A 22521-nucleotide genomic window follows, 5' to 3' on the forward strand; every position below is an offset into this window, starting at 1 on the left:
CCCTGGGCTCATGGATTCGCGTCACATGCCTGTAACACCGTCGGTATACTCGCCCCACGCTTAAACCCCGCGGTATTCCCATGACGCCACTGCCATTCTGGCAATTGCTGCTCGGCTTTGTCTGCCTGCTCGTTGTCGGCCATATCGTGGCCTGGTGGCTCTGGCGCGCACTGGAATTCTCGGGGCCACGCCTGGGCCGGGGCCTCACCGGCCTGGCCTATCGACGCAAGTTTCTGGCCAGTCTGCAACGCCGTGCGCCGAAAACGACGCGTCTGATCGGCGCGCGTCTGAGCGTCGATCGGTTTTCCGGCCTGCCCCTGACGCTGTTCGTCGGGCTCGCACTATATCTGATCGTGCTCGCCGCGGGCCTGCTCGAAGACCTGTTCGAAGGCGAGGAACTCGTTCAGTTCGACCAGCACGTCAACGAGGCACTGGCCGTACTGCGCGATCCGCACTTTCTCAAGCTCGTCAACGGCATCACGTCCCTGGCCAATCTGGAAACGCTGGTGGCGATCACGATCGTATCCATCGGCTTTCTGTGGGCGCATCGGCGCTTGAGCTACATCCCGGGGCTGCTGCTGACCGTGATCGGCTCGCAGTCGATTGCCTATATAGGCAAATACGCCATCGACCGCGACCGCCCCGATTTCCTCACCTTCGCCAGCGCCAGCACGCCGTCGTTTCCCAGCGGCCATGCCACCGGCGCGATCGCCGTCTACGGCTTCATCGTTTATGCCATCGCCCGCGACATGCCCGGCGTGCGCCGGCGCTTCGAACTGGGCTACTGGGGCTGTGCGCTGATCGCCTCGATCGCCGCCAGCCGGGCGATTCTGTCGGTGCATTTCGCCAGCGATATCGCTGCCGGCCTGCTCGTGGGCGGCTTCTGGCTGCTATCGGGCTTTGCCCTGACCGAATTCCTGCGCCAGCGCAGCGGCGATCTGTTGAGCGCACGGTAAACCGAAGCACCCCAGACCGCCGCGGCGCGAACGAGAACGTTATTTTTCGTCCGCGTGATCGGCTGCGTCGCGCTCGAACTGCTCCTCGAGCTCCTGGGCGGCCTCCATCACCAGCTTGGCGTAGCGCGTCTCGTCGTCGGCTGCTTCGTAATGCTCGAACAAGCGTTTTTCGTCGTGGCTGCGAAACAGGCGCTTGGCGCGATCGATTTCATCGGACTTCAAACCGACCATGCGCATGGCGTCGCCCGCCAGTTCCAGACTGGATAGAAACGTCTCGCGCTGGAGGACGGTGATGCCCAGATCCATCAGCTCGTAGGCATGGCGACGATTGCGTGCCCGCGCGATGATCTTGAGATGCGGGAAATGCTCGCGCACGGCGCGCGCGGTCGCCAGCGACGCCTCGCGGTTGCCGATGGCCAGCACGAACACCTTGGCTTCCTCGGCCTTGGCAGCACGCAACAGTTCCAGGCGCGAGGCATCGCCGTAGTAGACCTTGTTGCCGTACTTGCGTACGAAATCCACTTGATGAACGTTGATTTCCAGCGCGGTGAAGCCGATGTGCTTGGCGCGCAGCATGCGTGCCACGATCTGGCCCACACGGCCGAACCCGGCGATCAGCACCGGATGCTCCGAGCCATCCGGCGTATCGAATGTCGGCTCGCTCTTGGGCGTACGCCAGTCGTTGTAGTAGGCCACCAGCTTCACGAACAGCGGTGTGAGCACCATCGACAGGGTGACCGTGGCCACCAGCAGATCGGCCTCTGCCTGTACGAACAGACCGCCGGCCACCGCCGTCGACAGAATGACGAAGGCGAACTCACCGCCCTGGGGCAGAAACGCCGCCAGACCCCGCGATGCGCTCCAGCTCAAACGGTGGCGCCGGGCCAGGATGAACAGAATCGCGGCCTTGACGCCGATCAGCCCGAGCGTCAGGCCCAGCAGGAACAGCGGCTGGGCCGCGATCAGCCCGAGGTTGATCGACATGCCCACGGCAATGAAGAACAGCCCCAGCAGCAGATCCTTGAACGGGTCGACGTTGGCCTCGAGTTCGTGACGATATTCCGAATCGGCCAGCAGCACGCCGGCCACGAAGGCGCCGAGCGCCACCGAAATACCGGTGGCGTTCATCACCACGGCCGTGCCCACGACGATGAGCAGGGTCATCGCGGTGAAGATCTCGGGCATGCGCGTGGCCGCGACCAGCCGGAAGATCGGGCGCAGCAGATAGTGGCCGCCCACCACCATCGCGGCCATCACCAGCGCGATCTTGGTCGTCTCCCAGAGCGCGCCGAGAAAACTCACCGATTCGCTGCCGGAAGACAGCAGCGGCAGCAGCGCCAGAATGGGGATCACCGCCAGATCCTGAAACAGCAGGATGGCGAACGCCGCGCGACCGTGCTTTGCAGTCAGCTCACCACGCTCGGCGAGCAGTTGCAGGGCAAACGCCGTGGACGACAGCGCCAGGGCCAGACCGGCCACGATGGCGGGTGCGACCGGTAGCTCCAGCAACAGCGAGGCGGCGAGCGCGAGCGCGGCCGCACTCAGCCCCACCTGCATGCCGCCCAGACCGATGATGGTCTTGCGCAAGGCCCACAGGCGCCTGGGCTGCATTTCCAGGCCGATGATGAACAACAGCAGCACGACGCCGAATTCGGCGATATGCAGTACGTCTTCGACCTCGCTGATCAGCCCCAGACACCAGGGCCCGATGACCACGCCGGCGCCCAGATAGCCGAGCACCGAACCCAGGCCCAGACGTTGAGCGATCGGCACGGCAACCACGGCCGCGGCCAGAAAGATCGCGATTTCCTCAAGTAACGGCTCCACCCTGACTCCCTGTCGATCGCCCTCCGGGGCGCTAACTTATTCGCTCGACGTTAAAAACGGCGGACAAGACCCACCGCCTTGTTCGCGGGTCAATCATAGCGTAGGCATACACGCCTCGAACGGCCGGCGACGCCCGCAGCCGACAACGCACCCGCCAGGCGCGGCAGTTGCTAAGCTCGGCTCAAGGCTCGAGCGAAACCCCAGCGACCATGAATCAATCCAAGCCCGCCACCGGGGCGGTTGCCCGCCAGCAAGCCATCTACAGCGCCGGCATGTCCGGCAGTCGGCCGACGGTGCCCACGGACTACGCCGCCCTGGAAGCCGCGGCAGAAAAAGCCATGTCGGAACAGGCCTATGCCTATATCGCCGGCGGTGCGGGCCGGGAATCCACCATGGCCGCCAACCGGCGCGCCTTCGAGCGCTGGCGTATCGTGCCGCGCATGCTGCGCGATGTGGAAACACGCGACACGTCTGTCGAACTGTTCGGCCGGCGCCTGCCCAGCCCCTTTGTGCTGTGCCCGATCGGCGTGCTGGAAATGGCCCATGCCGAGGCGGATATCGCAGTCGCACGCGCGGCCGCCGCGCGCGGCGTGCCGATGCTGTTTTCCAATCAGGCCAGCCGGTCGATGGAGGATTGCACGGCGGCCATGCAGCAGGTGCAGGCCGACGCGCCGCGCTGGTTCCAGCTGTACTGGTCGAAGTCCGATGCGCTGGTGGAATCTCTGGTCGCGCGGGCCGAGGCCTGCGGCTGCGAGGCGATCGTGGTGACGCTGGATACCACCCTGCTGGGCTGGCGCTCGCGCGATCTCGATCTGGCGCATCTGCCGTTTCTGCTCGGACAGGGTATCGCCCAGTACACCTCGGACCCGGTCTTTCGGGCCAGCTTGTCGGACGTGCCCGACGACGGCCCGCGACCGAAGATCAACACGCGTACGCTGCGCAACGTCATCGCGGCGGCCCGTCATTACCCCGGCTCAAGCCTGCGAGCGCTGACCAGCGGCCAGGCCCTGGCGGCGGTACGCCAGTTCATTGCCACCTATTCACGCCCGAACATCACCTGGGCGGATCTGGCCTGGCTGCGCCAGCGCACGAAGCTGCCGATCGTGCTCAAGGGGGTTCTCGACGGCGAGGATGCCCGCTTGGCGGTCGAACACGGCGTTGACGGGCTGATCGTATCCAACCATGGCGGCCGCCAGGTCGACGGCGCCCGCGCCAGCCTGGATGCACTGCCGGAAATGGTGGCCGCAGCACCCGATCTGCCGGTGATCCTGGATTCCGGCATTCGCGGCGGCGCGGACGTATTCAAGGCGCTGGCACTGGGCGCAAGGGCGGTGGGCATCGGCCGGCCCTATGCCTACGGGCTGGCCATCGACGGTGAAGCCGGCGTGGGGCAGGTGCTGGACAATCTGGCCGCCGATTTCGAGCTGACCATGGCGCTGTCCGGCTGTCGCGATATCGACGCGATTCGGGCCGGCGCGACCCGGCTCGTGCGCGACGACCACGCCGCGGACTGAGAGGGCCGGCGATGTTCGAGTTCTTTCCCTGGCTGATCGGCCTGGCGTTGGTCGCCCTGTTCTGGTGGCAGTCGCTGGGCGCGCGCTGGGCGGCCCGCCGGGCGGCGCTGGCCGCCTGCGAGAACGCCGACGTGACGTTCATCGACGAACTCGCCTTCCAGCGCATTTCGCTGGCGCGCGGCGCGCTCAAACGCCGCTATCGTTTCGAGTTCTACCGCCGCGGCGACCGCCGCTATACCGGCTATGTGGACATGCACGGCCAGCGGGTGGCCCATATCGAGATGGAGCCATACCCGCTGTGATGGTCTCGCCTATCCCGCCTGGCGCGGGTCGGTTTCGGCGACGCTGGGTTTGTCCTTGAACCGCTGCTTGAGTTCGAGCAGGGGCGCATGGCCGGAAAAATCGAACAGCCCGCGCATTTCGGCCCAGTCGACCAGGCAATACAGGCAGATGCTCGGGTAGTGCCATTCGTCGAATGCGCCCTCGGCGGCCATCGCCGACAGCGCATCGATGGAGCGCTCGATACGCTCGTGCTGCAGGCCGTAGAACATGATGTCGCTGTCGGTGGCCAGGCCCGACTTCTTGGACAGGGCGATGGTCACCATCGAGTCGTTGGCGGCATCGATAAGCGTGAGCTGGTTCTCCTGGGCCCAGGACAGATCCGCGAAACCCATTTTCTGCGACAGATAGCGCGCAATCACGCGCGAGTCGTAGATCGACTGCTCGTCGTCGATGAGCATCGGGATCTTGAGCGCCGGGTTATTGCGACGCAGCTCGTCGCGATCCGCGCCATAGATATCCAGACTGGCGAACTCGTAGTCGCTACCGCCCAGCAGCAACCGAATACGGCGAACATAGGGCGAAGTCGACGAACCGATGAGTTTCATGGGCAGGCCTCGTTTGCGCGTGCGAAATAGGGCCCCAGTCTACAAGCTTGCCCGGCTGCGGCTAGACTAGGCCCCAAAGCCTTCACCCGACCGAGCGCATGAGCCATACGCCCGCCGCCGAGATCACCCTGCGTTTTCTGGCCGAACCCTCCGACGTCAATTTTGGCGGCAACGTGCATGGCGGCAACGTCATGAAATGGATCGACCATGCCGGCTATACCTGTGCCGCCAACTGGAGCTCGGCCTACTGCGTGACGGTGTACGTGGGCGGCATTCGCTTTCTCAAGCCGATCAGCGTGGGCGATCTGGTGGAACTCAAGGCCGAACTCATGCATACCGGGCGCACCAGCATGCATATTTCGGTGAGCGTGCATGCACGCAATCCGCGCGACCGGCAGCGGCGCTTCACCACCCACTGCATCCTGGTGTTCGTGGCCCTGGGGGACGACGGCAAACCGGTACGCGTACCCGCCTTCGAGCCCGAGAGCGAACACAGCAAACGCTTGAATGCCTATGCCAAGCGCATGATCGAACTGCGTGAACAGCTGCGCGCCGAGTCGCGGTCCTTTCTTGACGTCATGGAAGGCTGAACCGTTGTCGCCAGGCGCAGACCGCACCCGCCTTTGCAGCCACCGACCGGTGCGCCGCTGACGGAACCCTCGGCGGCGGCGCCTGTCTTGTCTTTCGAATTCACGAAGAGTGCCCCATGAATCGACGTAATCTGTTGAAGGCATCGCTGGCGTTGACCGCCCTCGGGCTGCCCGCCTTCCCCGCATTTGCACAGGGTGCGAGAACCGATCCACGCGGCGAGCCGTTCGATTTCGATCGCCTCAAGCAGCGCGCCAAGGAACTCGCCGGGCGGCCCTACCAGGACAATGCGGTAACGCTGCCGCCCACGCTGGCCAATCTCGAGCCGCTGAAATATCAGCAGATTCAGTACGATCCGAAATACGCCATCTGGCGCGACGCGCCCGAGACCGACATGAGCCTGCGTTTTTTCCATGTCGGCATGCAGTTCAATCTGCCCGTGCGCATGCACGTGATCGACCCGGATACCCAGCAGGCCCACGAAGTGCATTTCGACCCGAAGCGCTTCAGCTACGAAGGCTCGGGCGTCGATCAGGCCCAGCTCGAGGGGCACGATTTCGGCTATGCCGGCTTCAAGCTCATGCGCGATAACGACGCCAACGCCAGCCATGAGGCCGGCGCCTTTCTGGGCGCGAGTTATTTCCGCTTTCTCGACAAGAACAACCAGTACGGCATTTCCGCCCGCGGCCTGGCGATCGATACCGCCACCGAGCAGACCGAGGAATTCCCCGATTTCGTGGCATTCTGGTTCGAGCAGCCGCACGACGACCAGCAGGCCATCGTCTATGCGCTGCTTGATTCGCCGGCGGTTGCCGGCGCCTATCGCTTCAAGATCGACCTGACCGCCGACGGCACGGTCATGGACGTGGATATGGAGCTGCATACCCGCCATCAGATCGGGCGTCTGGGTATTGCCCCCATGACCAGCATGTTCCTCAAGGGCACCAGCCAGGCCCAGGCCCGGGATACGATCCATCCCCAGGTACACGATTCCGACCGCCTGGAAATGTGGCGCGGCAACGGCGAATGGGTGTGCCGGCCGCTGTTCAACCCCAAGACCCTGCAATACAACGCCTTCCCCGACGAGAATCCGCGCGGCTTCGGTCTGGTGCAGCACGATCACGATTTCGACAACTATCGCGACGACGTGGCCTGGTACAACCGGCGCCCGAGCCTGTGGGTGGAACCGACCAGCGACTGGGGCGCCGGCCAGATCGCGCTGTTCGAGCTGCCCACCGTTGGCGAAACGGTCGACAACATCGGCGCGTTCTGGATTCCCGACGAACCGGTGACGGGCAATCAGCAGCTCAACTTCAGCTACAAGCTCTACTGGCTGCCGCTGCCACCGGTCGCGCCCACGCTGGCCCAGGTGGAAAAGACCTGGTCGGGCATGGGCAACGTGCCGGAAGGCTGGATTCCGGGCGATCGCTCGCCCTCGGAGTATGCGCGCCGCTTCGCGGTGGACTTCGTCGGCGACCCGCTCGACGATCTGCCCGACGACACTCAGGTGGAAGTTCAGGTGGAAGTCTCGCGCGGCAAACTCGGCATGGTGCAGGCCCGGCGCTTCGAACCGATCCAGGGCTATCGCGCCATCTTCGACTGGGTCCCCGAAAGCCAATCCGATGAAGCCGTGTCGATCCGGCTGTATCTGCGCGCCGGCGACCGCCCGCTGACCGAAACCTGGCTCTATCAGTGGGTACCGCCGAAGTCCGACGAACGCTACTATTAGGGGCCGGCATCTCCCATCGGCCACGAAGTAAAGCCCAGCGCCTGCGCGTTTCGCCATGAAGACGCTGCTTTTGTCGCTGCTATGGCGGGTGCCGCTGGCGCTGGCGGTGCTGCTGGCCGGCGGCTGGGGCGTGCTCGCGCTTTATTTTCGTGGCCCCGAAAACCTGGCGCTGCGCCTGCTGTTGATCGCACTCTGGCTGCTGCCTGCCCTGGCAGCGCTCACCAGCATCGCGCAGGCCCGCTCGGGGCCTTGGACGCTGGCCGGGCCGGCCCTGTTCGCCTTTGCCGCGCTGGTGCTGGCCCTGTGGTGGCATACGATCACGCCCAGCCACGATCGCGACTGGGCGCCCGATGTGGCCCGCCTGCTGCACGCCACCCGCGACGGCGATATCGTCACCCTCGAAAACGTGCGCAACTTCGAATGGCGCACCCGGCAGGATTTCGATGCCCGCTGGGAAACCCGCCAGTACGACCTGTCGGAACTGGAGAGCGCCGACCTGATCGTGTCCTACTGGATGGGGCCGACGATCGCCCATACGCTGGTCAGCTTCGGCTTTACCGACGGTCGTCACCTGGTGTTCTCGGTTGAAGTCCGACGCACCCGCGGGCAGAGCTTTTCGGCCATCGGCGGTTTCTTTCGCCAATCCGAACTGGTGCTGGTGGCCGCCGACGAGCGCGACATCATCCGTACGCGCAGCAATGCCCGCGGCGAATCGGTCTATCTCTATTCGGTCGCACTCTCGCCGGCGGCCATGCGTTCGTTGTTCGAAGCCTATCTCGACGAAGCCGACCAGCTCGAAGACGCGCCGCGCTTCTACAACACGCTGACTTCCAATTGCACGACCATCGTCTACGACATGGTCAAACGCATTGTGCCGGGCCTGCCCTGGGATTACCGACTGCTGGCCTCCGGCCATCTGCCCGACTACATCTACGACCTGGGCGCGCTGAATACCGACTACCCCCTGGCCGAACTCGAGCGCCGCGGCCATATCAATGCCCGGGCCATCGCCTCCGACGCTAACGGCCATTCAACGTCCGGGTTCTCGGAGGCCATTCGCCAGGGCCTGCCCCAGGCCCGCGTCGATCGCGCCGACAGCAGCCGCTAAAGCGCTGGCTCTATCGCGTTTTCGCAGCGCCGGGCTCGCTCAGGTCGGCGGCGCCGCGAACCGCATCCCGCCCGGCCTGTTTGGCCCTGTACATCGCCGCGTCCGCGTTCTGAATGAGCGTATCGATCTGGGGCGTCTGGTCGGCGACCGGACGATCGCTGGCCACGCCGATACTGACCGTGATCTGCAGCGCGCGCCCGTCTTCGAGCCCCGCATCAAACGACTTGTCACGCACCGCGCATCGTATGCGCTCGGCCGCGATCAGGGCCGCACGATGGGAGGTTTCGGGCATGAGCACGAGGAACTCCTCGCCGCCATAGCGTGCCATGAGGTCGATCCCGCGCATGTCCTGCGCGATCGCCTCGGCTACATGACACAGCGCCGCATCGCCGACGACGTGGCCATAGGTGTCGTTGATGCGCTTGAAGTGATCGATATCGATGAACAGCAGGCTCAGCCGACGCTGGCTGCGACGATGGGTTTCGAGAATGCGTTCGCTCTCGATGAAAAAGCGCCGCCGGTTGGCCAGACCGGTCAATTCGTCCGTCACCACCAGCCGTTCCACGTACCCGCGATAGACCGATACCCGCCAATAGAGGTATTCACAGAGCAGCTGGATACCCACGACCGGCACGAAACACATCCAGACATAGGCGTTGTAGATGCCCCAATCGAGCCCGGCGCTGACACCCAGCGGCGCCACTACCATGGGGAAAACCGAAATCAGGCCGAGGATCGAAACCGCGAAACGGATCGACTGCCCGACCAGCAGGAACGGCATGAAGATGAAAAAGTAGAGAAAGCCGCCGATGCCGTATTCGGCGCCGTGCTCCAGACGCGACAGCACGAGAATGAACGTCAGCGACACCACCAGGGGCATGCATACGGCCGCGATCCTCGCCAGCGGCGCCCGAATATCGTTCCAGCTCGCCGCGAGCCAGACAAACAGCGCCAGCGATTCGATAAGCCGCAGCCCGATCGCGTGCCGAGCGTTGACGGGGTCGATCGCATGGTCCCAGATCACGGTCGTGCAGAGGAACACGCCGGTAATCAACAGCGAAACCCGGGTGAACAAACGAAAGTCGTTCGCCTTCGCGACGAGATAATCCGCACGATGAACATGGCGTAGCCATTGCACGAGCCCACGCCACCCGGCAGCCCCCTGCTCGATTCGACCGTCCTGGCCCATGCCCGCTCCCCGTGCTGCCGCCTGCTCGGCCGGCCGACCCCGATATTGATCCAGCACCCAAACAGCTGACCGGGGCCGCTGTTTTCAACGCAGCCGTCGGCTGCGGCGAGCATATCCACATACCCGCCTGAGCAGCCCGAACGCCATCTATTCTTATACTGGGTCCGTCATTCTAAACAAAGACGATAACCGACCCGTGCTACGCGAAATCGCTCAGTCGGTGGCCGAGGACTCGACGAGACGCTTGTACATGACCAGCGCATCGACCTCGCCCTGCGTGGGATGACGAAATGCGCCGGCCAGCCGGCCGGCGATATCGAAACCGTGGCGCTGCCAGAGCCGCACCGCGCCGGTGTTCGTGGCCACCACCAGGTTGTACTGCATGGCCCGAAAGCCCAGCGCAATCGCCTCGCGCTGGGAATGCTCGCAGAGCTGGCCGGCCACACCCTGGCCCCGGACATCGCGGGCCACGATATAGCCGCAGTTGCAGACGTGGTTGCCGCCGCCGGGCTGGTTGAACTTGAGGAAATAGCTGCCGAGGACTCGCCCGTCGGCGGCGTTCACGGCCACGAAGGTGGCAAGCGGCTTGCCCATCCAGAAGGCGTATGCCTCGTCTTCCTCGATATCCACGGCCACGGCATAGGTTTCGCCGGCACGAAACACCGGCTCGATGATCGCCCAGATCGCAGGCCAGTCTTCGGGCTTGGCTCGACGTATGGCGGTCATGGCGAACCGGTATCGCCGGCATGATCGATCACCACCCCCGGCGCGCCCTGTTCGAAGCGCTCGCGCAGATCGTCGGGGATCGGGGTCTTGGCCAGCGGCTCGCCGCTCATCATCACGTAGACCGCCTCGGCGCGGCATACCGGCGTGTCGTCGGCGGCGCGCACGATCTCGAAGCCGATGGTGAACGACGTGTGCCCGAGCCGGATCGCTTCCACCCGCGCTTCCAGTACTTCGTCGAAATGGGCCGGGCCCTGCCATTCCAGGGTGAGCTTGACCACCTGATTGTCGAGCCCGCGCGCCAGCAGGGCGAGATAGTCGCGCCCCAGCGCACGCATGAACTCGGTCATGGCGAGGTCGACATAGTCCGCATAGCGGGCGTTGAAAACCACGCGTTGGGCGTCGCATTCGTTGTAGCGCACGCGAAATCGGTAGCGAAAAGGCATCGAAGACATGGCGATGAACAAACCAAAAAAAATCAGAGTACCCGTACTTGAGCACGGCCGGATGTCGGCGCAGACTGCGGGCAACTCATACCGGCGCGCAGATTATCAGGCCCGACCGGTCGACGCAGGCCCCTACGAGCACTGCCATGAACGATACCCACCGCAACGCCACCGCCCCGAACGTCGCCGACGAAACCCCCGAGCGGCTGTTCTTCGACGACGACGGCCGTACGCCCAACAGCGCCTACCCGGTGCTGCGCTATCGCGGCATCGACACGCATCACGCCTCGCCGGCCGAGGCGCTCGAACAACGCTTCGCGCGCAATGGCTGGCCGCCCCAATGGCGCGGCGGCGTGTTCGACTATCACCACTACCACAGCCGTGCGCACGAAACGCTGGGCGTGGCGGGCGGCACGGCCACGCTCGTTCTGGGCGGCGAGAACGGCCGCGATATCGATATCCGCGCGGGCGACGTGCTGGTGCTGCCCGCGGGCACCGGCCATTGTCGACGCCGCGCCAGCGACGATTTCCTGCTCGTGGCCGCCTACCCGCCGGACCAGCAGGACTGGGATCTGTGCCGACCCGAGGACACCGATATCGCCACCGCCCGTGCCACCATCGCCGCACTCGCCCGCCCGGACAGCGACCCCGTGGGCGGGCCGAACGGCGCGTTGACGGCATACTGGCACGACTAGAACGCAACCTACGGAGTACAGGCAATGAGCTGGCAGACCGAGCTGACCACCCGGCTGGGCATCGACCATCCCATTATCCAGGCACCCATGGCCGGCGGCACGACCACCCCAGCACTGGTCGCCGCGGTATCCAATGCCGGCGGCCTGGGCTCGATCGGCGCCGGCTATATGCCGCCCGACGCCCTGGCCGAGGCGATCGCCGACACGAAGCAGGCAACGCAGAAGCCGTTCGCGGTGAACCTGTTCATTCCACAGCCGTTTGAGGTTGATGAGGATCGTATCGAACAGGCCAACGCCCGGCTCGACGCGTTCCGCGAAGAACTGGGCCTTGCGCGCCCGGCCGCGCCTGCACGCTATGCGCCGGATTTCGATGCCCAGTTCGAGGCCATCGTCGAGGCCGGCGTGTCCGTATTCAGCTCCACCTTCGGCGCGCTCGATCAGGCGCATATACAGGCACTGCAAAGCCGCGGCACCTGCGTGATCGGTACCGCCACCACGGTGGCCGAAGCCCGTGCACTGGCCGCCGACGGCGTGGACATGATCGTGGCCCAGGGCAGCGACGCCGGCGGGCATCGCGGCACGTTCATCGCGAGCGCCGAACAGTCGATGGTCGGCACGCTGTCGCTGGTGCCGCAGATCGTCGATGCTGTGAACGTGCCCGTGATCGCCTCCGGCGGCATCATGGACGGGCGCGGCATGGCTGCCTGTCGCATGCTGGGCGCGGCCGGCGTACAGATGGGCAGCGCCTTTCTGACCTGCAGCGAAAGCGGCGCCAAACCGGCACACAAGAAGGCATTGCTCGAAGCAGGCGAGCGCCCCACTGCGGTGACCCGCGCTTTCTCCGGCAAGGCCGCGCGCGGGCTGAACAACCGTTTCATCGAAGAAATGGCGCCGATCGAGGCCAGCCTGCCGGATTATCCGGTACACAACGCCTGGACCAAGGATATTCGCGCCGCCGCCGGCCAGGCCGATCGCGACGCATTCATGTCGCTCTGGGCCGGTCAGGCAGCGAGTCTGGCCCGCACCATGGGCGCCGCCGAACTCGTCGACACGCTCATGCGTGAATACGATGCCTGTGTCCGCTCATAGCGGCGCGGAACAAATGTTTCACAAGAAACGTCGACAGAACAGCGCCTTGAGAGAACCTGAATGATCGATACGCAAGAACGCCCGTATCTGGAACGCTGCCTGGCGCTTGCCGAACAGGCCCTGGATGCGGGCGACGAACCGTTCGGCTCGGTGCTGGTGGACGGCCGGGGCCGGGTACGCGCCGAAGACCGCAACCGCATCGCCGAAGGCCCGGGCGATGCCACCCGCCACCCGGAGTTCGCGCTGGCACGCTGGGCCGCCGAGCATATGAGCGCGGACGAACGCGCAGCGAGCACGGTCTATACCTCCGGCGAACACTGTCCAATGTGTGCAGCGGCCCATGCCTGGGTCGGGCTGGGCCGTATCGTCTATGCCAGCAGCTCGAATCAGCTGGTCGCTTGGCTCGATGAACTGGGCGCAGCAAAGCCGCCGGTCACGCCGCGCCCCATCCACGAGATCGCGCCCGATGTGCTCGTCGCCGGCCCGGTGCCGGATCTGGCCGAGCGAGTCCAGGCACTGCACGCACGCCGCCACGCCGGCGGCTAGTACGCATCGGGCCTAGCCTTTTTCGTTGAACATCTGGATACGCCCGCCATCGACCACCAGGTCGTGGCCGTTGACGAACCCGGCCTCGTCGCTGGCCAGAAAGACGGCGGCGTTGGCGATATCCACGGCATAGCCCGAGCGCGGCAGCGGCGTGGCCTGGGCAAGATTGTTCGTGAGCTTGTCGAGCTTGGCGGCGTTTTCTTCCTCGGAGAGCGTCTGTGCCCGGGCCGAGCCGCCCCAGAAGATCGGCGTGGCGATCGCACCCGGGGAGATCGCGTTCACGCGAATGCCGTAGGCGCCCAGTTCCACACTGGCGATACGGGTGAAATGCGCGGCCGCGGCCTTGGCGCCGGAGTAGAGATAACCGCCCTGGTTGAGCCGGTGAGCGGCAATGCTGGCGTTGTTGATGATGCTGCCGCTGCCTTGCTCTTTCATCACCCGCGCGGCGTGCTTGATGCCGAAGGCCACGCTGCCGGCCAGCAGGCGCATGAAATGATCGAAGCTGGCCTCGTCGATGGTTTCGGCGGTACTGCGCTCGCCAGCACCGGCGTTGTTGAACAGGCAATCCAGCCGGCCGAAGCGCTCGACCGTGGCATCGACGAGCGCCGCCATTTCGTCTTCGTTGCTGACATCGGTGCGCGTAAAGGCGACCCGCTCGCCCAGTTCGGCGGCCAGGGCTTCGCCCTTGTCCACGCTGCGCGCGGCGAGCATGAGCGTCGCGCCTTCCTCGGCAAAGCGGCGGGCCGTGGCCTCGCCGATACCGCTGGTGGCGCCGGTGATGATAGCGATCTTGTTTTCCAGGCGTGCAGTCATGTCGGTTGTTTCCTTATCGACGACAAAACGCCCGCCGGTTGCCACCGCACGGGCGTTTTGCCGAGCTTTCGTCGGTTGGCGTTACTGGTTTTCGAGTTCGGCAAGCGCCTGTTCGCGGCGCTCGCTCCAGAGCTCGGCGAACTCGTCTTCGGGCAGATCCGAGTTCTCGGCCATCATGTCGCTCCAGGCCGCCCTTAGGGCGTTAAGACGCGCCAGCCGGGCTTCGTTCCACTGCGCCGAGTCCTCGCTCCAAACGCCGATTTCCTTGAGATAGCGAATCGAGCCCGGGTGAAACGGTGCATCGATCGGCGGTACCGCCGCGTCTTCGATCGCATAGCGCGATGCGGTGGAGGTGGCGTTCTTGTAGATATCGTAGGTCTCGTCGAGCGCCTTGGTCAGGGCATAGGCGGTGTCGTCGTCCATGTCCGCGCGTACGGTCAGCACCGGATAGCGATAGGCCATGAGCTGGGCGGGGTTGTCTTTCGACAGACCGGCACCCTGGGTTTCCGAAACCGGCTTGAACAGCGGCGCGATGTTGTTGAGCCGTTCCCAGCCCGCGGCGTCCTCGGGATCGAGATCGAGCCACTTGATACCGCGCGGCGATTCGGCCAGCTCGTACATCTGCCCGGTCGCGGTCACCGTGCAGGTCACGTCGGCCTTGTCTTCGGCCACTGAACTCATGGTCGCGGCATAGGTGGGGAAGGTGACCACTTCCACATCGTCGCGGCTGAGCCCGGCAAAGGCGAGCATGGCGTCGCACTTCAGGCTGCTTGAGGGGTTGGCGGCCGGATAGGCCACCCGCTTGCCCTCGACATCGGCTACCGAGTCGATGTTTTCGTCGGCGGCGACCGCCATGCCAAACGAATTGACCTTGCCCATGAGCACGCGCAGATCCTGCGGCCCGAAACGCGGCGTGGCGAAATCGAACAGGCCTTCGGTGGCAAAGAAGGTTTCGTTGCCCAGAAAGCCGATATCAGCCCGGTCGTTGAAGATCGGCTGCAGGCGCCCGATGGCCGAGCCCGAAGGCTGGATGCGTACGCGCATGCCGTATTTGCGACCGAAGGCATCGGCAATCGCGGAAGCCTCGGCATAGCCGGAGGCCCCCAGGTCGTAGGATGTCCAGACCATGGTTCGCGGCATGGCCTCGGGCTGGGCAAGCGCCGCCGTGCTGGAAATCGTCGTCAGGGCCAGGCCCGCCATCAGGCAACGCGCCATTGATCGCAGCATAGGTTCTCCTCCCTTCGCTGTGGTTACGTTTTATTGGAATAACGTTTCACAGACCTTTGCACGAAGCGGGCGCGGGCGCAATTGTCCTTTTCGCTGGAAAGGGCGTGGGTTTCCGATTCGAAAGGATGCGCGGGCGTCGAGCACACGGGTTTCACTGGCTTCGCAGCGCAGGCCATTGCCAGAGTGTTATCAATCCGGCAACCAAACGGCTGACCAAGTCAGCTGTTTTACAGCGCCATCGGAAGTAAACGCCGGCCGCTGTCGGTCGTTTATTTCATTCGCTTCACGGCCGTTGACCGCGGCCAGACCGTGAACGATGGGCCGGAGCGGCTTAACGCGGGGCCAGCAGCACCCAGGTCTGGGCATGAATGCCCGGAAACAGCTTCACGCGCTTAAGCACTCGCAGCCCGACCTGCTCCACTTCGGACTCGAAAGCCGCCCGAGGGATCATTTTCACCCGCACCTTCTTGCCCTTGAGTCGCATGGCGGCCCTCTTGGTCCAGTAATGCAGCGAGCCATCATCGTAATAGGTCATCACGATCTGGCGGCCTTCGCCGGCCAGGGTCTGCAAGGCCCGCACCCGCAGTTCGGGATGATGCAGGTGCTGAAACAGGCGTACGCAAAGCGCGCGCCGGGCCGGCGCGGCCTGTGGCGGCAAGGGCTCGAGCACGTCGGCACGCTCGGCATGGTCCGCGGCGTCGAACCGGTCTTGGTCGCTGTAGATATCGACCATCGCCTGCGACTGGTCCATGGCGCTGACCTTGAAATCCATCTGCTTGAGCAACGGATAGAAACGGCCGTAGCCACAGGGCAAGTCCACGATATGCCCGTTGCAGTCCGCCCAGGGGTAGGCAAGAAGACGTTTCGCCAGCCGCTGCTCACGCCATGCCACGAGGCGCTGGAACACGCCGCTGTAGCGTGTCTTTGCATAGCGCCGACCGGCGTCTTCGCGTTTGAAAGGACGGGTGGAGTCGGCTTGTTGCACGGTACGTCTTCAGTGGAATCCCTGAGTAGACATTACCGGATTCCGCCGCTTACGTCGGTGTTAACTAAGCAAGCCTGTAAAAACAATCGCGCCAAAGCATCGCCATTGCCAATCAATCCGCTTCAAGCCGCTGTAATTACGTACTTTTATAGCATCCTATCTATGCCTACCGCGAATCACGAAAAGCTATGTGTTGCATGGCTCCTACAGTTTTTAATGCTTTCTTAACGCTGCTCGCGCGAACCCAGCATTATTCGATATTTATCGGAACCGTAACGTCGATCCGGCGCCGACATGCCTGCGATCACGCCCCAATCCGCCGGGCAAAACCTCATGTCTGGCCCTGCGATTGATAGTCAGTAGCCGTCTTCGCGAACCCGCGCCAGTTGTCGGCACAGCAAGCTCGCGCCCTCAAGCACCCGCACCGTCGCACGCTGGATCAGATCCGGTGGCACGAAGAACAGATGCTCGTTCTCGACCGCCTGCAGGCCGGGCCAGTCGCGCCAGTCATCGAGCCAGTCCGGGCGTTCATCACCCATGCCGCTGGCGACGATGGCCTCGGGATCGCGCTCGAGCACTGATTCGATGCCGATCCGGGGCGCCAGCGAGACCGCGTCGGCAAAGATATTGCGCCCACCGCACAAACGTATGACCTGACCAACGAACTGTTCGCCGGCCAGGGTCTGCAACGGTTCGTCCCAGACTTGATAGAACACGCTCACCGGCGGACGGCTGGCATAGCGCTGGCGTAGCGAGGCCAGCCGGCGATCGAAGCGCGCCGCCGCCGCGTTCGCCACCTCGGGCGTATTGCCAAGCGCGCCCAGATCGCGAATCGCACGACCGATATCCTCGAGCTGGCGTGGCCGGTCGACATACACCGGAATGCCGAGCGCTTCGAAGCGGGCCAGCGTGGCCGGATCGCCGCCCTGGCCCGAAGCCCAGGCCACCACCAGATCGGGGTTCTTCGCGAGTACCGCTTCGAGACTGATATTGGTATAGCCGCCGACTTGCGGAATCGCCCGTGCCGCCGGCGGGTAATCGCTGTACGACACAGCCCCCACGATACGATCACCCAGCCCGGCGCTATAGAGGTTTTCTACCAGATGGGGGGCGAGCGCGACGATACGCTTCGCCGGCGTGTCCAGGCGTACGACTTCACCGCGAAAATCGGTCACTTCGACCGCCGCGGCCATAGCCGACGCTGACCACAGCAGCCCGAACAGCATCGTCACGGCAAACATCAGTGCTTTGCTGCCCCGTCTCGAGCGTATAAAAATCGACATCAGCACAGCCCTCGTCTCGCAATCTCGTTCAATGCCGCCTCCAGCCGCGCCGCCGCCGGCGCATCGCCGGGCAGGCCGAAACGCAGCCAGCGGCCGTTGTCGCCCAGGCGGGTCCATATCGCCTGTTCGGCCAGTGCCGTATGAACACGGCCGGCTTGCTCGTCCCGGTCGAAAAACACGCTCACAAACAAGCCGACGGGGGTTACCGCCTGCTGCGAAAAATACCGATTCAGTAGCCCGGTGAGCGACCGTGCAGCGTCGTCGATCCGGCTTTGCTGGGCCGCCTGCCAGGCGCGATCGACCAGCGCATGCCGACCGATCCAGCGTGCCGGATGGCTCACGCCCCAGGGCTGCAGCTGCTCGGCCACGGCTACCGCCATCCTGCCACGGCCGATCATGAAACCCAGCCGCAGCCCGGCGAGACCAAAGAACTTGCCCAGAGAGCGCAGCACGAGCGCGTTGGCCGGCAGGGTGCGGGTGGCCAGGCCTTCGTTGCAGTCGGCAAATGCGGCATCGACCAGCAGCAGGCCGTTACGTCGGTCGAGCTCACCGGCCAGCGCACACAGGCTTTCGATATCAGCGCGTTCGCCGGTGGGATTGTTCGGACTGATGACCACGGCGTGGTCGAGCGTTTCCACAAGCGTGAAAAGCCCCGGCAAATCGTCGTAGGCCACGACCTCGTGCCCAGCCATGGCCCAGGCGCGGCCATGTTCGGCATAGCCCACGGCCGGCACGCCCACACGCCCCGGCCCGCTATGCGCCGAGATGGCCCGGGGCAGCTCGCGGATCGCGAACTGGCTGCCCGGCAGGGCGGTGATCGCATCCGCCCGGGCGCGGTAGTAGTCGGCGGCGGCTGCGATGAGGCCATCGTCGGTCTCGGGCAGGCGCGCCCACACATGGGCCGGCACCTCGGGCACGGGATACGACCAGGGCGCAATGCCGGTGGACAGATCCAGCCAGTCGTCCTCGGCGATGCCGTAGCGACGGCTTGCCTCGATGAGTCTGCCGCCGTGGTTCAACGCCATAGCGCGTCCAACAATAAGATCGCGGCGATCCAGACCACGAGCGTGCGCGCAATCATGGCGATCGCCCGCTCGATATCGCCGCCGGCGGCAAACGCACCGCAGCCGAAAACCGGCCGCTGTTGATACACACCGTGGTAAAAGGCGGCGCCGCCCAGCCGCAAACCCAGCGCGCCGGCGCCGGCACACATCACCGGCCCGGCGTTGGGACTGGCCAAAGCCCGCGCCTGTTGCCGCCAGCAGCGCAGGGCCCGGCCCGCGTTGCCGACCAGCGCGAACGACAGCGCGGTCAGGCGTGCGCTGGGCCAGTTGGCCAGATCGTCTGCCCGTGCGGCGGCCCAGCCAAAGCGCCGATAACGCGGCGTACGATAGCCCCACATCGCATCGAGGGTGTTGATTGCCCGATGCGCGACCGCCGCCGCCACCGCGCCGCCCGGGCCCGCCGCCAGGCCGCCGGCGGCGAACCAGAACAGCGTGGCATGCACGCCGTCGCCGGCGTTTTCCAGCAGCGATTCGAGCGCGGCCCGACGAACCGCGGCCACGTCCATGCACGCCGTATCGCGGCTGACCAGACAGGCCACCGCACGCCGTGCGCCGGCCACATCGCCGGCCGCCAGCGCCGTTTCGACCGCGCGGGTATGGGCCTTGAGGCTGTGCCAGGCGATACACAGCCAGAGCACGACTGTCGCGACCAGCCAACCCGCAAGCGGCGCCAGCGCCCAGACCGCCATGCCGGCCGCGGCCGCCGGTGGCACCACCAGCACGAGCCAGGCCAGCGCGCCGGCCCAGCGACGGCGCGGCAGGCGCCGATCCAACGCCGTCGCCAGTCGACCAAAACCCACCAACGGATGACCCGCTCGTGGCTCACCCAGCAAGGCGTCGAGTGCCAGGCCGGCGACGACCGCCAGGGTCAGCTCCATGGGCCGACCGACAACGCCGCCGCGACCAGCGCGGTCGTTTCCACCAGCTCGATCAGCGCGCCGACCACGTCGCCGGTATAGCCACCGATACGTCGCTGCCAGAGCGCACGCCAGAACATACCCACCGCGAGCGCGGCCAGCATGGCGACAACGCCGAGCGCCACACCCGCGAACGCCAGCGTCAAACCGGCAACGATCGCGGCCATCACCCAGGCATCGCGACGCGATAGATTCAGCGCCAGCGTGCTGGCCAGGCCTTCGCGACGCCGGTAGCGGGTGCTGGCCATGAGCAGACAGGCGGCAGTACGGGCGAGCACGGCGGCCACCAGCAACGCTGGCCCCACCTGCGGCCACAGCGCGATCAAGGCCGCGCTCTTGAGGGCGAGCATCAGCACCAGCGCGACCACCGCCATCGGCCCCGCGGCCGGGTCTTTCATGACGGCGAGCGTACGCTCGGGGTCGCTGCGACCGTGGCCGGCGAACAGGCCGTCGACACAGTCGGCCAGTCCGTCGAGGTGCAGCGCGCCGGTGAGCACGACCCACAACGCCACCACCAGCCCTGCCCCCAGCACGGCATCGACCGCCTGCAACGCCGTGGCCACCCCCGCCAGCGCCGCGCCGATCACAAGCCCGACCAGCGGATAACACAGCACCGAGCGACCCGAATCGGTCGCCGAGACCGGCGCGGCGATCAGCCGGCCCATGGGCAGCGTGGTGAGCAGGCCAAAGGCCAGCCATAGCGGCTGCAGGAACGCGTTCACCGATCGCATGACGAGGCCGCGCCGAAGTCGATGTTGTGGGCCACCAGCTGGGTAAGATCCCGCCCGTCGTTGTGCACCACGCGCAGCCGCGTGAGACAGGCATAGGGCACTTCGATACGGTGCATGGCCGCCGCCGGCATGGCGAGCAGGTCGGCCAGCAGGGCGCGTATCAGCCCGCCGTGGGCCATCAGCACCAGATGCCGGCCGGCATGGGCACGTACGGCCTCGTCGAAGGCGGCCCGGGCGCGGGCGCGCAGCTCACACAGGGCTTCGCCGCCCGGCGGGCCGTTGTGCTCGGGGTCGTCGAACCAGGCCTGGGCGGCGTCGCGATCCTGCTGCCAGACCTCTGCCACCGGTCGGCCTTCCCATTGGCCGAAATCGATTTCGCGCAGGCGCGTATCGATATCGATGGAAAGCCCGCGCGCGGCCGCCAGCCGCTCGGCAAAGAACCGACAGCGACGCAGCGGCGATGCGATAACGTGTTGCCAGCCCGGCTGCGCATCGGCCTGGGCCTGCATACGCGCCAGCCCCGCCTCGGACAGCGCCACGTCCAGGCTGCCGCGAAAGATCGGCCCGCCTTCGCATTCGCCGTGGCGCAGCAGGTCGACGAGCGTGGTCGTGGATTCAGCCATCGCGGTTTGTCACCCCGGCTTCGTCGAAGGTGGCCATGCCGGCATGCAGGGCGAGCGCATCGCCGATCACCGCCAGCGCCAGGGCCGCGCCACTGCCTTCGCCAAGCCGCATGTCCAGATCGAGAAGCGGCCTTGCCTGGAGGATGTCGAGCAGCAAATACCGATGCCCGGCTTCGGCCGAGCGGTGCCCGAACAGCTGCCACTGCGCACAGCCCGGCGCGATCTCGCGGGCGCATAGCGCCGCCACGCTGGCGATGAAACCATCCACCAGCACCGGTACGCCGGCCTGGGCCGCGGCCACGAAGGCGCCGGTCAGTGCGGCGATTTCGAAGCCGCCCACACAGCGCAGTATCGACAGCGCCCGTGCCGAGCCGTCGACGCCGTCCCAGCTCGTACGATGCCGGGCCAGTCCTGCTTCGACTACCGCCTGCTTGCGCGCCAGCCCGGCGGCGTCGATCCCGGTGCCATGGCCCACCACCTGTCCTGGCGTGGCGCCGGTCAGCCCGGCCAGCACCGCCGCCGCGCTGGTGGTATTGCCGATGCCCATCTCACCGCCGATGAACAGCTGCGCGGCGGCACTCACGCGTTCGCGCCCGGCCTGCAGGGCCTGTGCGAGTTCCTCCGCCTGCATGGCCGCCTGTTCGGTGAAATCGGCGGTGCCGGGGCGAATACGGGCATCGATCACCTGTGCGCCATCGGCCGGCGGGGCCACGGCGCCCAGGTCGACGATCGAAAGTCGTGCACCGTGGCGGCGTGCCAGCACGCAGATCGCCGCGCCGCCGGCAGCGAAGTTGGCGATCATCTGGCCGGTCACGGCCTGATCGAATGCCGACACGCCACGCGCTGCCACGCCGTGGTCGGCGGCGAAGACGACGATATCGATATCGTCGAGCACGGGTACGCTCTGGCCCTGCCAGCCGGCGAACGACTCGGCCAGACCTTCGAGACGGCCAAGCGAACCGGGCGGCTTGGTGAGCATGGCCTGGCGGGCACGCGCACCGGCCCGTGCCGCTTCATCAATCGGGGCGATCGGCTCTTGTAGCCAGTCGGTCATGCACCGTTCTCCTTGAGCGTGAGTGGCAGGCCCGCCACCACCAGAGTGACCGTATCGCAGCGCGCCGCCAGCGCCTGGTGCAGCCGCCCGGCCTCGTCGGCGAAACGCCGCGACAGCGCGCCCAGCGGCACGATGCCGGAACCGACCTCGTTGGACACGAAGATCAGCTTGGCCCGGCTGTCGTCGACCGCCGCGAGCAGGGCGTCACGTTCCTCGGGCCATGTCGGCGAGACCGTGTCTTCGGCCAGACAATTGCTCAGCCACAGCGTCAGGCAATCGACGAGAATACAGCGGTCGGGGCCGTCCAGCCGGCGCAGGCAGGCGCCCAGGTCGCGCGGGGCTTCCACGGTCTGCCAGCACGCATCCCGCTCGTCACGATGATGCTGGATTCGCGCCGCCATTTCCGTGTCGCCGGCCTGGGCGGTGGCCACATAAAACCATTGCGATACGGCCAGCGACAGCGCCCGCGTTTCGGCATGACGGCTCTTGCCGCTGCGCGTGCCGCCCAGCAACAGCTCTTTCATTGC

24 protein-coding genes are annotated in these 22521 nt (G+C 65.7%); 9 read left to right on the forward strand and 15 right to left on the reverse strand.

All coding sequences use genetic code 11. The features are described 5' to 3' along the window. The first annotated feature begins 80 nt into the window (after positions 1 to 80). A complete protein-coding gene (locus CMN27_RS12035; RefSeq protein ID WP_293626747.1) occupies positions 81 to 956 on the forward strand; it encodes a phosphatase PAP2 family protein in 876 nt (291 codons plus the stop codon). 39 nt (positions 957 to 995) lie between these two features. Here the strand turns inward: CMN27_RS12035 and CMN27_RS12040 are convergent, their stop codons facing one another. Then, complete coding sequence (locus CMN27_RS12040) at positions 996 to 2783, reverse strand: monovalent cation:proton antiporter-2 (CPA2) family protein (protein ID WP_293626748.1); 1788 nt, start codon at positions 2781 to 2783, stop codon at positions 996 to 998. A gap of 209 nt (positions 2784 to 2992) precedes the next feature. On the opposite strand from CMN27_RS12040, the gene CMN27_RS12045 reads away from it, so the two are divergent. Together CMN27_RS12045 and CMN27_RS12050 are read left to right on the forward strand one after the other, a co-directional pair. Further along, on the forward strand, positions 2993 to 4297 hold the full coding sequence (locus tag CMN27_RS12045) for an alpha-hydroxy-acid oxidizing protein (protein ID WP_293626749.1): 1305 nt from the start codon (positions 2993 to 2995) through the stop codon (positions 4295 to 4297). 11 nt (positions 4298 to 4308) lie between these two features. Further along, positions 4309 to 4599 (forward strand): DUF3301 domain-containing protein, encoded by a 291-nt coding sequence (locus tag CMN27_RS12050; protein ID WP_293626750.1) that lies wholly within the window; start codon positions 4309 to 4311, stop codon positions 4597 to 4599. 9 nt (positions 4600 to 4608) lie between these two features. Here CMN27_RS12050 and CMN27_RS12055 read toward each other — a convergent pair whose 3' ends face one another. Then, entirely contained in the window at positions 4609 to 5184 is a 576-nt protein-coding gene (locus CMN27_RS12055; protein WP_293626751.1) for a glutathione S-transferase N-terminal domain-containing protein, read from the reverse strand. Between the two features lie 98 nt (positions 5185 to 5282). Here CMN27_RS12055 and CMN27_RS12060 point away from each other — a divergent pair, with 98 nt between their 5' ends. The 3 genes from CMN27_RS12060 to CMN27_RS12070 all read left to right on the forward strand — a co-directional run bounded on the left by CMN27_RS12060 (position 5283) and on the right by CMN27_RS12070 (position 8609). After that, positions 5283 to 5774 (forward strand): acyl-CoA thioesterase, encoded by a 492-nt coding sequence (locus CMN27_RS12060; protein ID WP_293626752.1) that lies wholly within the window; start codon positions 5283 to 5285, stop codon positions 5772 to 5774. A gap of 116 nt (positions 5775 to 5890) precedes the next feature. Beyond that, positions 5891 to 7501 carry a glucan biosynthesis protein gene (locus tag CMN27_RS12065; RefSeq protein ID WP_293626753.1) on the forward strand — a complete coding sequence of 537 codons (1611 nt, stop codon included), beginning with the start codon at positions 5891 to 5893 and terminating at the stop codon, positions 7499 to 7501. Positions 7502 to 7556: 55 nt separating this feature from the next. Then, complete coding sequence (locus tag CMN27_RS12070) at positions 7557 to 8609, forward strand: DUF4105 domain-containing protein (protein ID WP_293626754.1); 1053 nt, start codon at positions 7557 to 7559, stop codon at positions 8607 to 8609. A gap of 10 nt (positions 8610 to 8619) precedes the next feature. On the opposite strand, the gene CMN27_RS12075 is transcribed toward CMN27_RS12070, so the two are convergent. The 3 genes from CMN27_RS12075 to CMN27_RS12085 form a co-directional block, all read right to left on the reverse strand. Further along, the gene (locus tag CMN27_RS12075) at positions 8620 to 9798 is read right to left on the reverse strand and encodes a GGDEF domain-containing protein (RefSeq protein ID WP_293626755.1); all 1179 of its coding nucleotides are present in this window, start codon (positions 9796 to 9798) and stop codon (positions 8620 to 8622) included. 213 nt (positions 9799 to 10011) lie between these two features. Further along, positions 10012 to 10524, reverse strand: coding sequence for a GNAT family N-acetyltransferase (locus tag CMN27_RS12080; protein ID WP_293626756.1), 513 nt, complete (start codon positions 10522 to 10524; stop codon positions 10012 to 10014). Then, positions 10521 to 10976 carry a thioesterase family protein gene (locus CMN27_RS12085; protein ID WP_293626757.1) on the reverse strand — a complete coding sequence of 152 codons (456 nt, stop codon included), beginning with the start codon at positions 10974 to 10976 and terminating at the stop codon, positions 10521 to 10523. The genes CMN27_RS12080 and CMN27_RS12085 overlap by 4 nt, the downstream gene beginning before the upstream one ends. A 137-nt stretch (positions 10977 to 11113) precedes the next feature. Between CMN27_RS12085 and CMN27_RS12090 the strand changes: the two genes are divergently transcribed. From CMN27_RS12090 to CMN27_RS12100, 3 genes are read left to right on the forward strand one after another with little or no spacing between them, the layout of a single operon-like run. Beyond that, positions 11114 to 11662, forward strand: a complete 549-nt coding sequence (locus tag CMN27_RS12090) for a cupin domain-containing protein (protein ID WP_293626758.1) — start codon at positions 11114 to 11116, stop codon at positions 11660 to 11662. Between the two features lie 24 nt (positions 11663 to 11686). Then, positions 11687 to 12751 (forward strand): DUF561 domain-containing protein, encoded by a 1065-nt coding sequence (locus CMN27_RS12095; RefSeq protein WP_293626760.1) that lies wholly within the window; start codon positions 11687 to 11689, stop codon positions 12749 to 12751. 60 nt (positions 12752 to 12811) lie between these two features. Then, positions 12812 to 13297 carry a nucleoside deaminase gene (locus tag CMN27_RS12100; protein WP_293626762.1) on the forward strand — a complete coding sequence of 162 codons (486 nt, stop codon included), beginning with the start codon at positions 12812 to 12814 and terminating at the stop codon, positions 13295 to 13297. Positions 13298 to 13309: 12 nt separating this feature from the next. Here the strand turns inward: CMN27_RS12100 and CMN27_RS12105 are convergent, their stop codons facing one another. The 10 genes from CMN27_RS12105 to cobU form a co-directional block, all read right to left on the reverse strand. Further along, positions 13310 to 14110, reverse strand: coding sequence for an SDR family oxidoreductase (locus CMN27_RS12105; protein WP_293626763.1), 801 nt, complete (start codon positions 14108 to 14110; stop codon positions 13310 to 13312). A gap of 81 nt (positions 14111 to 14191) precedes the next feature. Next, positions 14192 to 15337: a TAXI family TRAP transporter solute-binding subunit gene (locus tag CMN27_RS12110; protein WP_293626764.1), complete on the reverse strand. Its 1146-nt coding sequence runs from the start codon at positions 15335 to 15337 to the stop codon at positions 14192 to 14194. Between the two features lie 331 nt (positions 15338 to 15668). Continuing rightward, positions 15669 to 16322, reverse strand: a complete 654-nt coding sequence (locus tag CMN27_RS12115) for a methyltransferase domain-containing protein (protein ID WP_293626765.1) — start codon at positions 16320 to 16322, stop codon at positions 15669 to 15671. Between the two features lie 356 nt (positions 16323 to 16678). Continuing rightward, the gene (locus tag CMN27_RS12120) at positions 16679 to 17563 is read right to left on the reverse strand and encodes a cobalamin-binding protein (protein ID WP_293626767.1); all 885 of its coding nucleotides are present in this window, start codon (positions 17561 to 17563) and stop codon (positions 16679 to 16681) included. Between the two features lie 41 nt (positions 17564 to 17604). Further along, positions 17605 to 18630: a threonine-phosphate decarboxylase CobD gene (cobD, locus tag CMN27_RS12125; protein ID WP_293626768.1), complete on the reverse strand. Its 1026-nt coding sequence runs from the start codon at positions 18628 to 18630 to the stop codon at positions 17605 to 17607. Continuing rightward, a complete protein-coding gene (cbiB, locus tag CMN27_RS12130) occupies positions 18621 to 19547 on the reverse strand; it encodes an adenosylcobinamide-phosphate synthase CbiB (RefSeq protein ID WP_293626769.1) in 927 nt (308 codons plus the stop codon). Before cbiB ends, cobD begins: the two co-directional genes overlap by 10 nt. Then, positions 19538 to 20317 (reverse strand): adenosylcobinamide-GDP ribazoletransferase, encoded by a 780-nt coding sequence (gene cobS / locus CMN27_RS12135; RefSeq protein WP_293626770.1) that lies wholly within the window; start codon positions 20315 to 20317, stop codon positions 19538 to 19540. The genes cbiB and cobS overlap by 10 nt, the downstream gene beginning before the upstream one ends. Then, positions 20305 to 20940 (reverse strand): histidine phosphatase family protein, encoded by a 636-nt coding sequence (locus tag CMN27_RS12140; RefSeq protein WP_293626771.1) that lies wholly within the window; start codon positions 20938 to 20940, stop codon positions 20305 to 20307. The genes cobS and CMN27_RS12140 overlap by 13 nt, the downstream gene beginning before the upstream one ends. Then, a complete protein-coding gene (gene cobT / locus CMN27_RS12145) occupies positions 20933 to 21994 on the reverse strand; it encodes a nicotinate-nucleotide--dimethylbenzimidazole phosphoribosyltransferase (RefSeq protein ID WP_293626772.1) in 1062 nt (353 codons plus the stop codon). Before cobT ends, CMN27_RS12140 begins: the two co-directional genes overlap by 8 nt. Continuing rightward, positions 21991 to 22518: a bifunctional adenosylcobinamide kinase/adenosylcobinamide-phosphate guanylyltransferase gene (cobU, locus tag CMN27_RS12150; protein ID WP_293626774.1), complete on the reverse strand. Its 528-nt coding sequence runs from the start codon at positions 22516 to 22518 to the stop codon at positions 21991 to 21993. Before cobU ends, cobT begins: the two co-directional genes overlap by 4 nt. Between the last annotated feature and the right edge of the window lie 3 nt (positions 22519 to 22521).

The sequence above is a fragment of the Salinisphaera sp. genome (assembly GCF_002729955.1).
Classification (GTDB): Bacteria; Pseudomonadota; Gammaproteobacteria; order Nevskiales; family Salinisphaeraceae; genus Salinisphaera.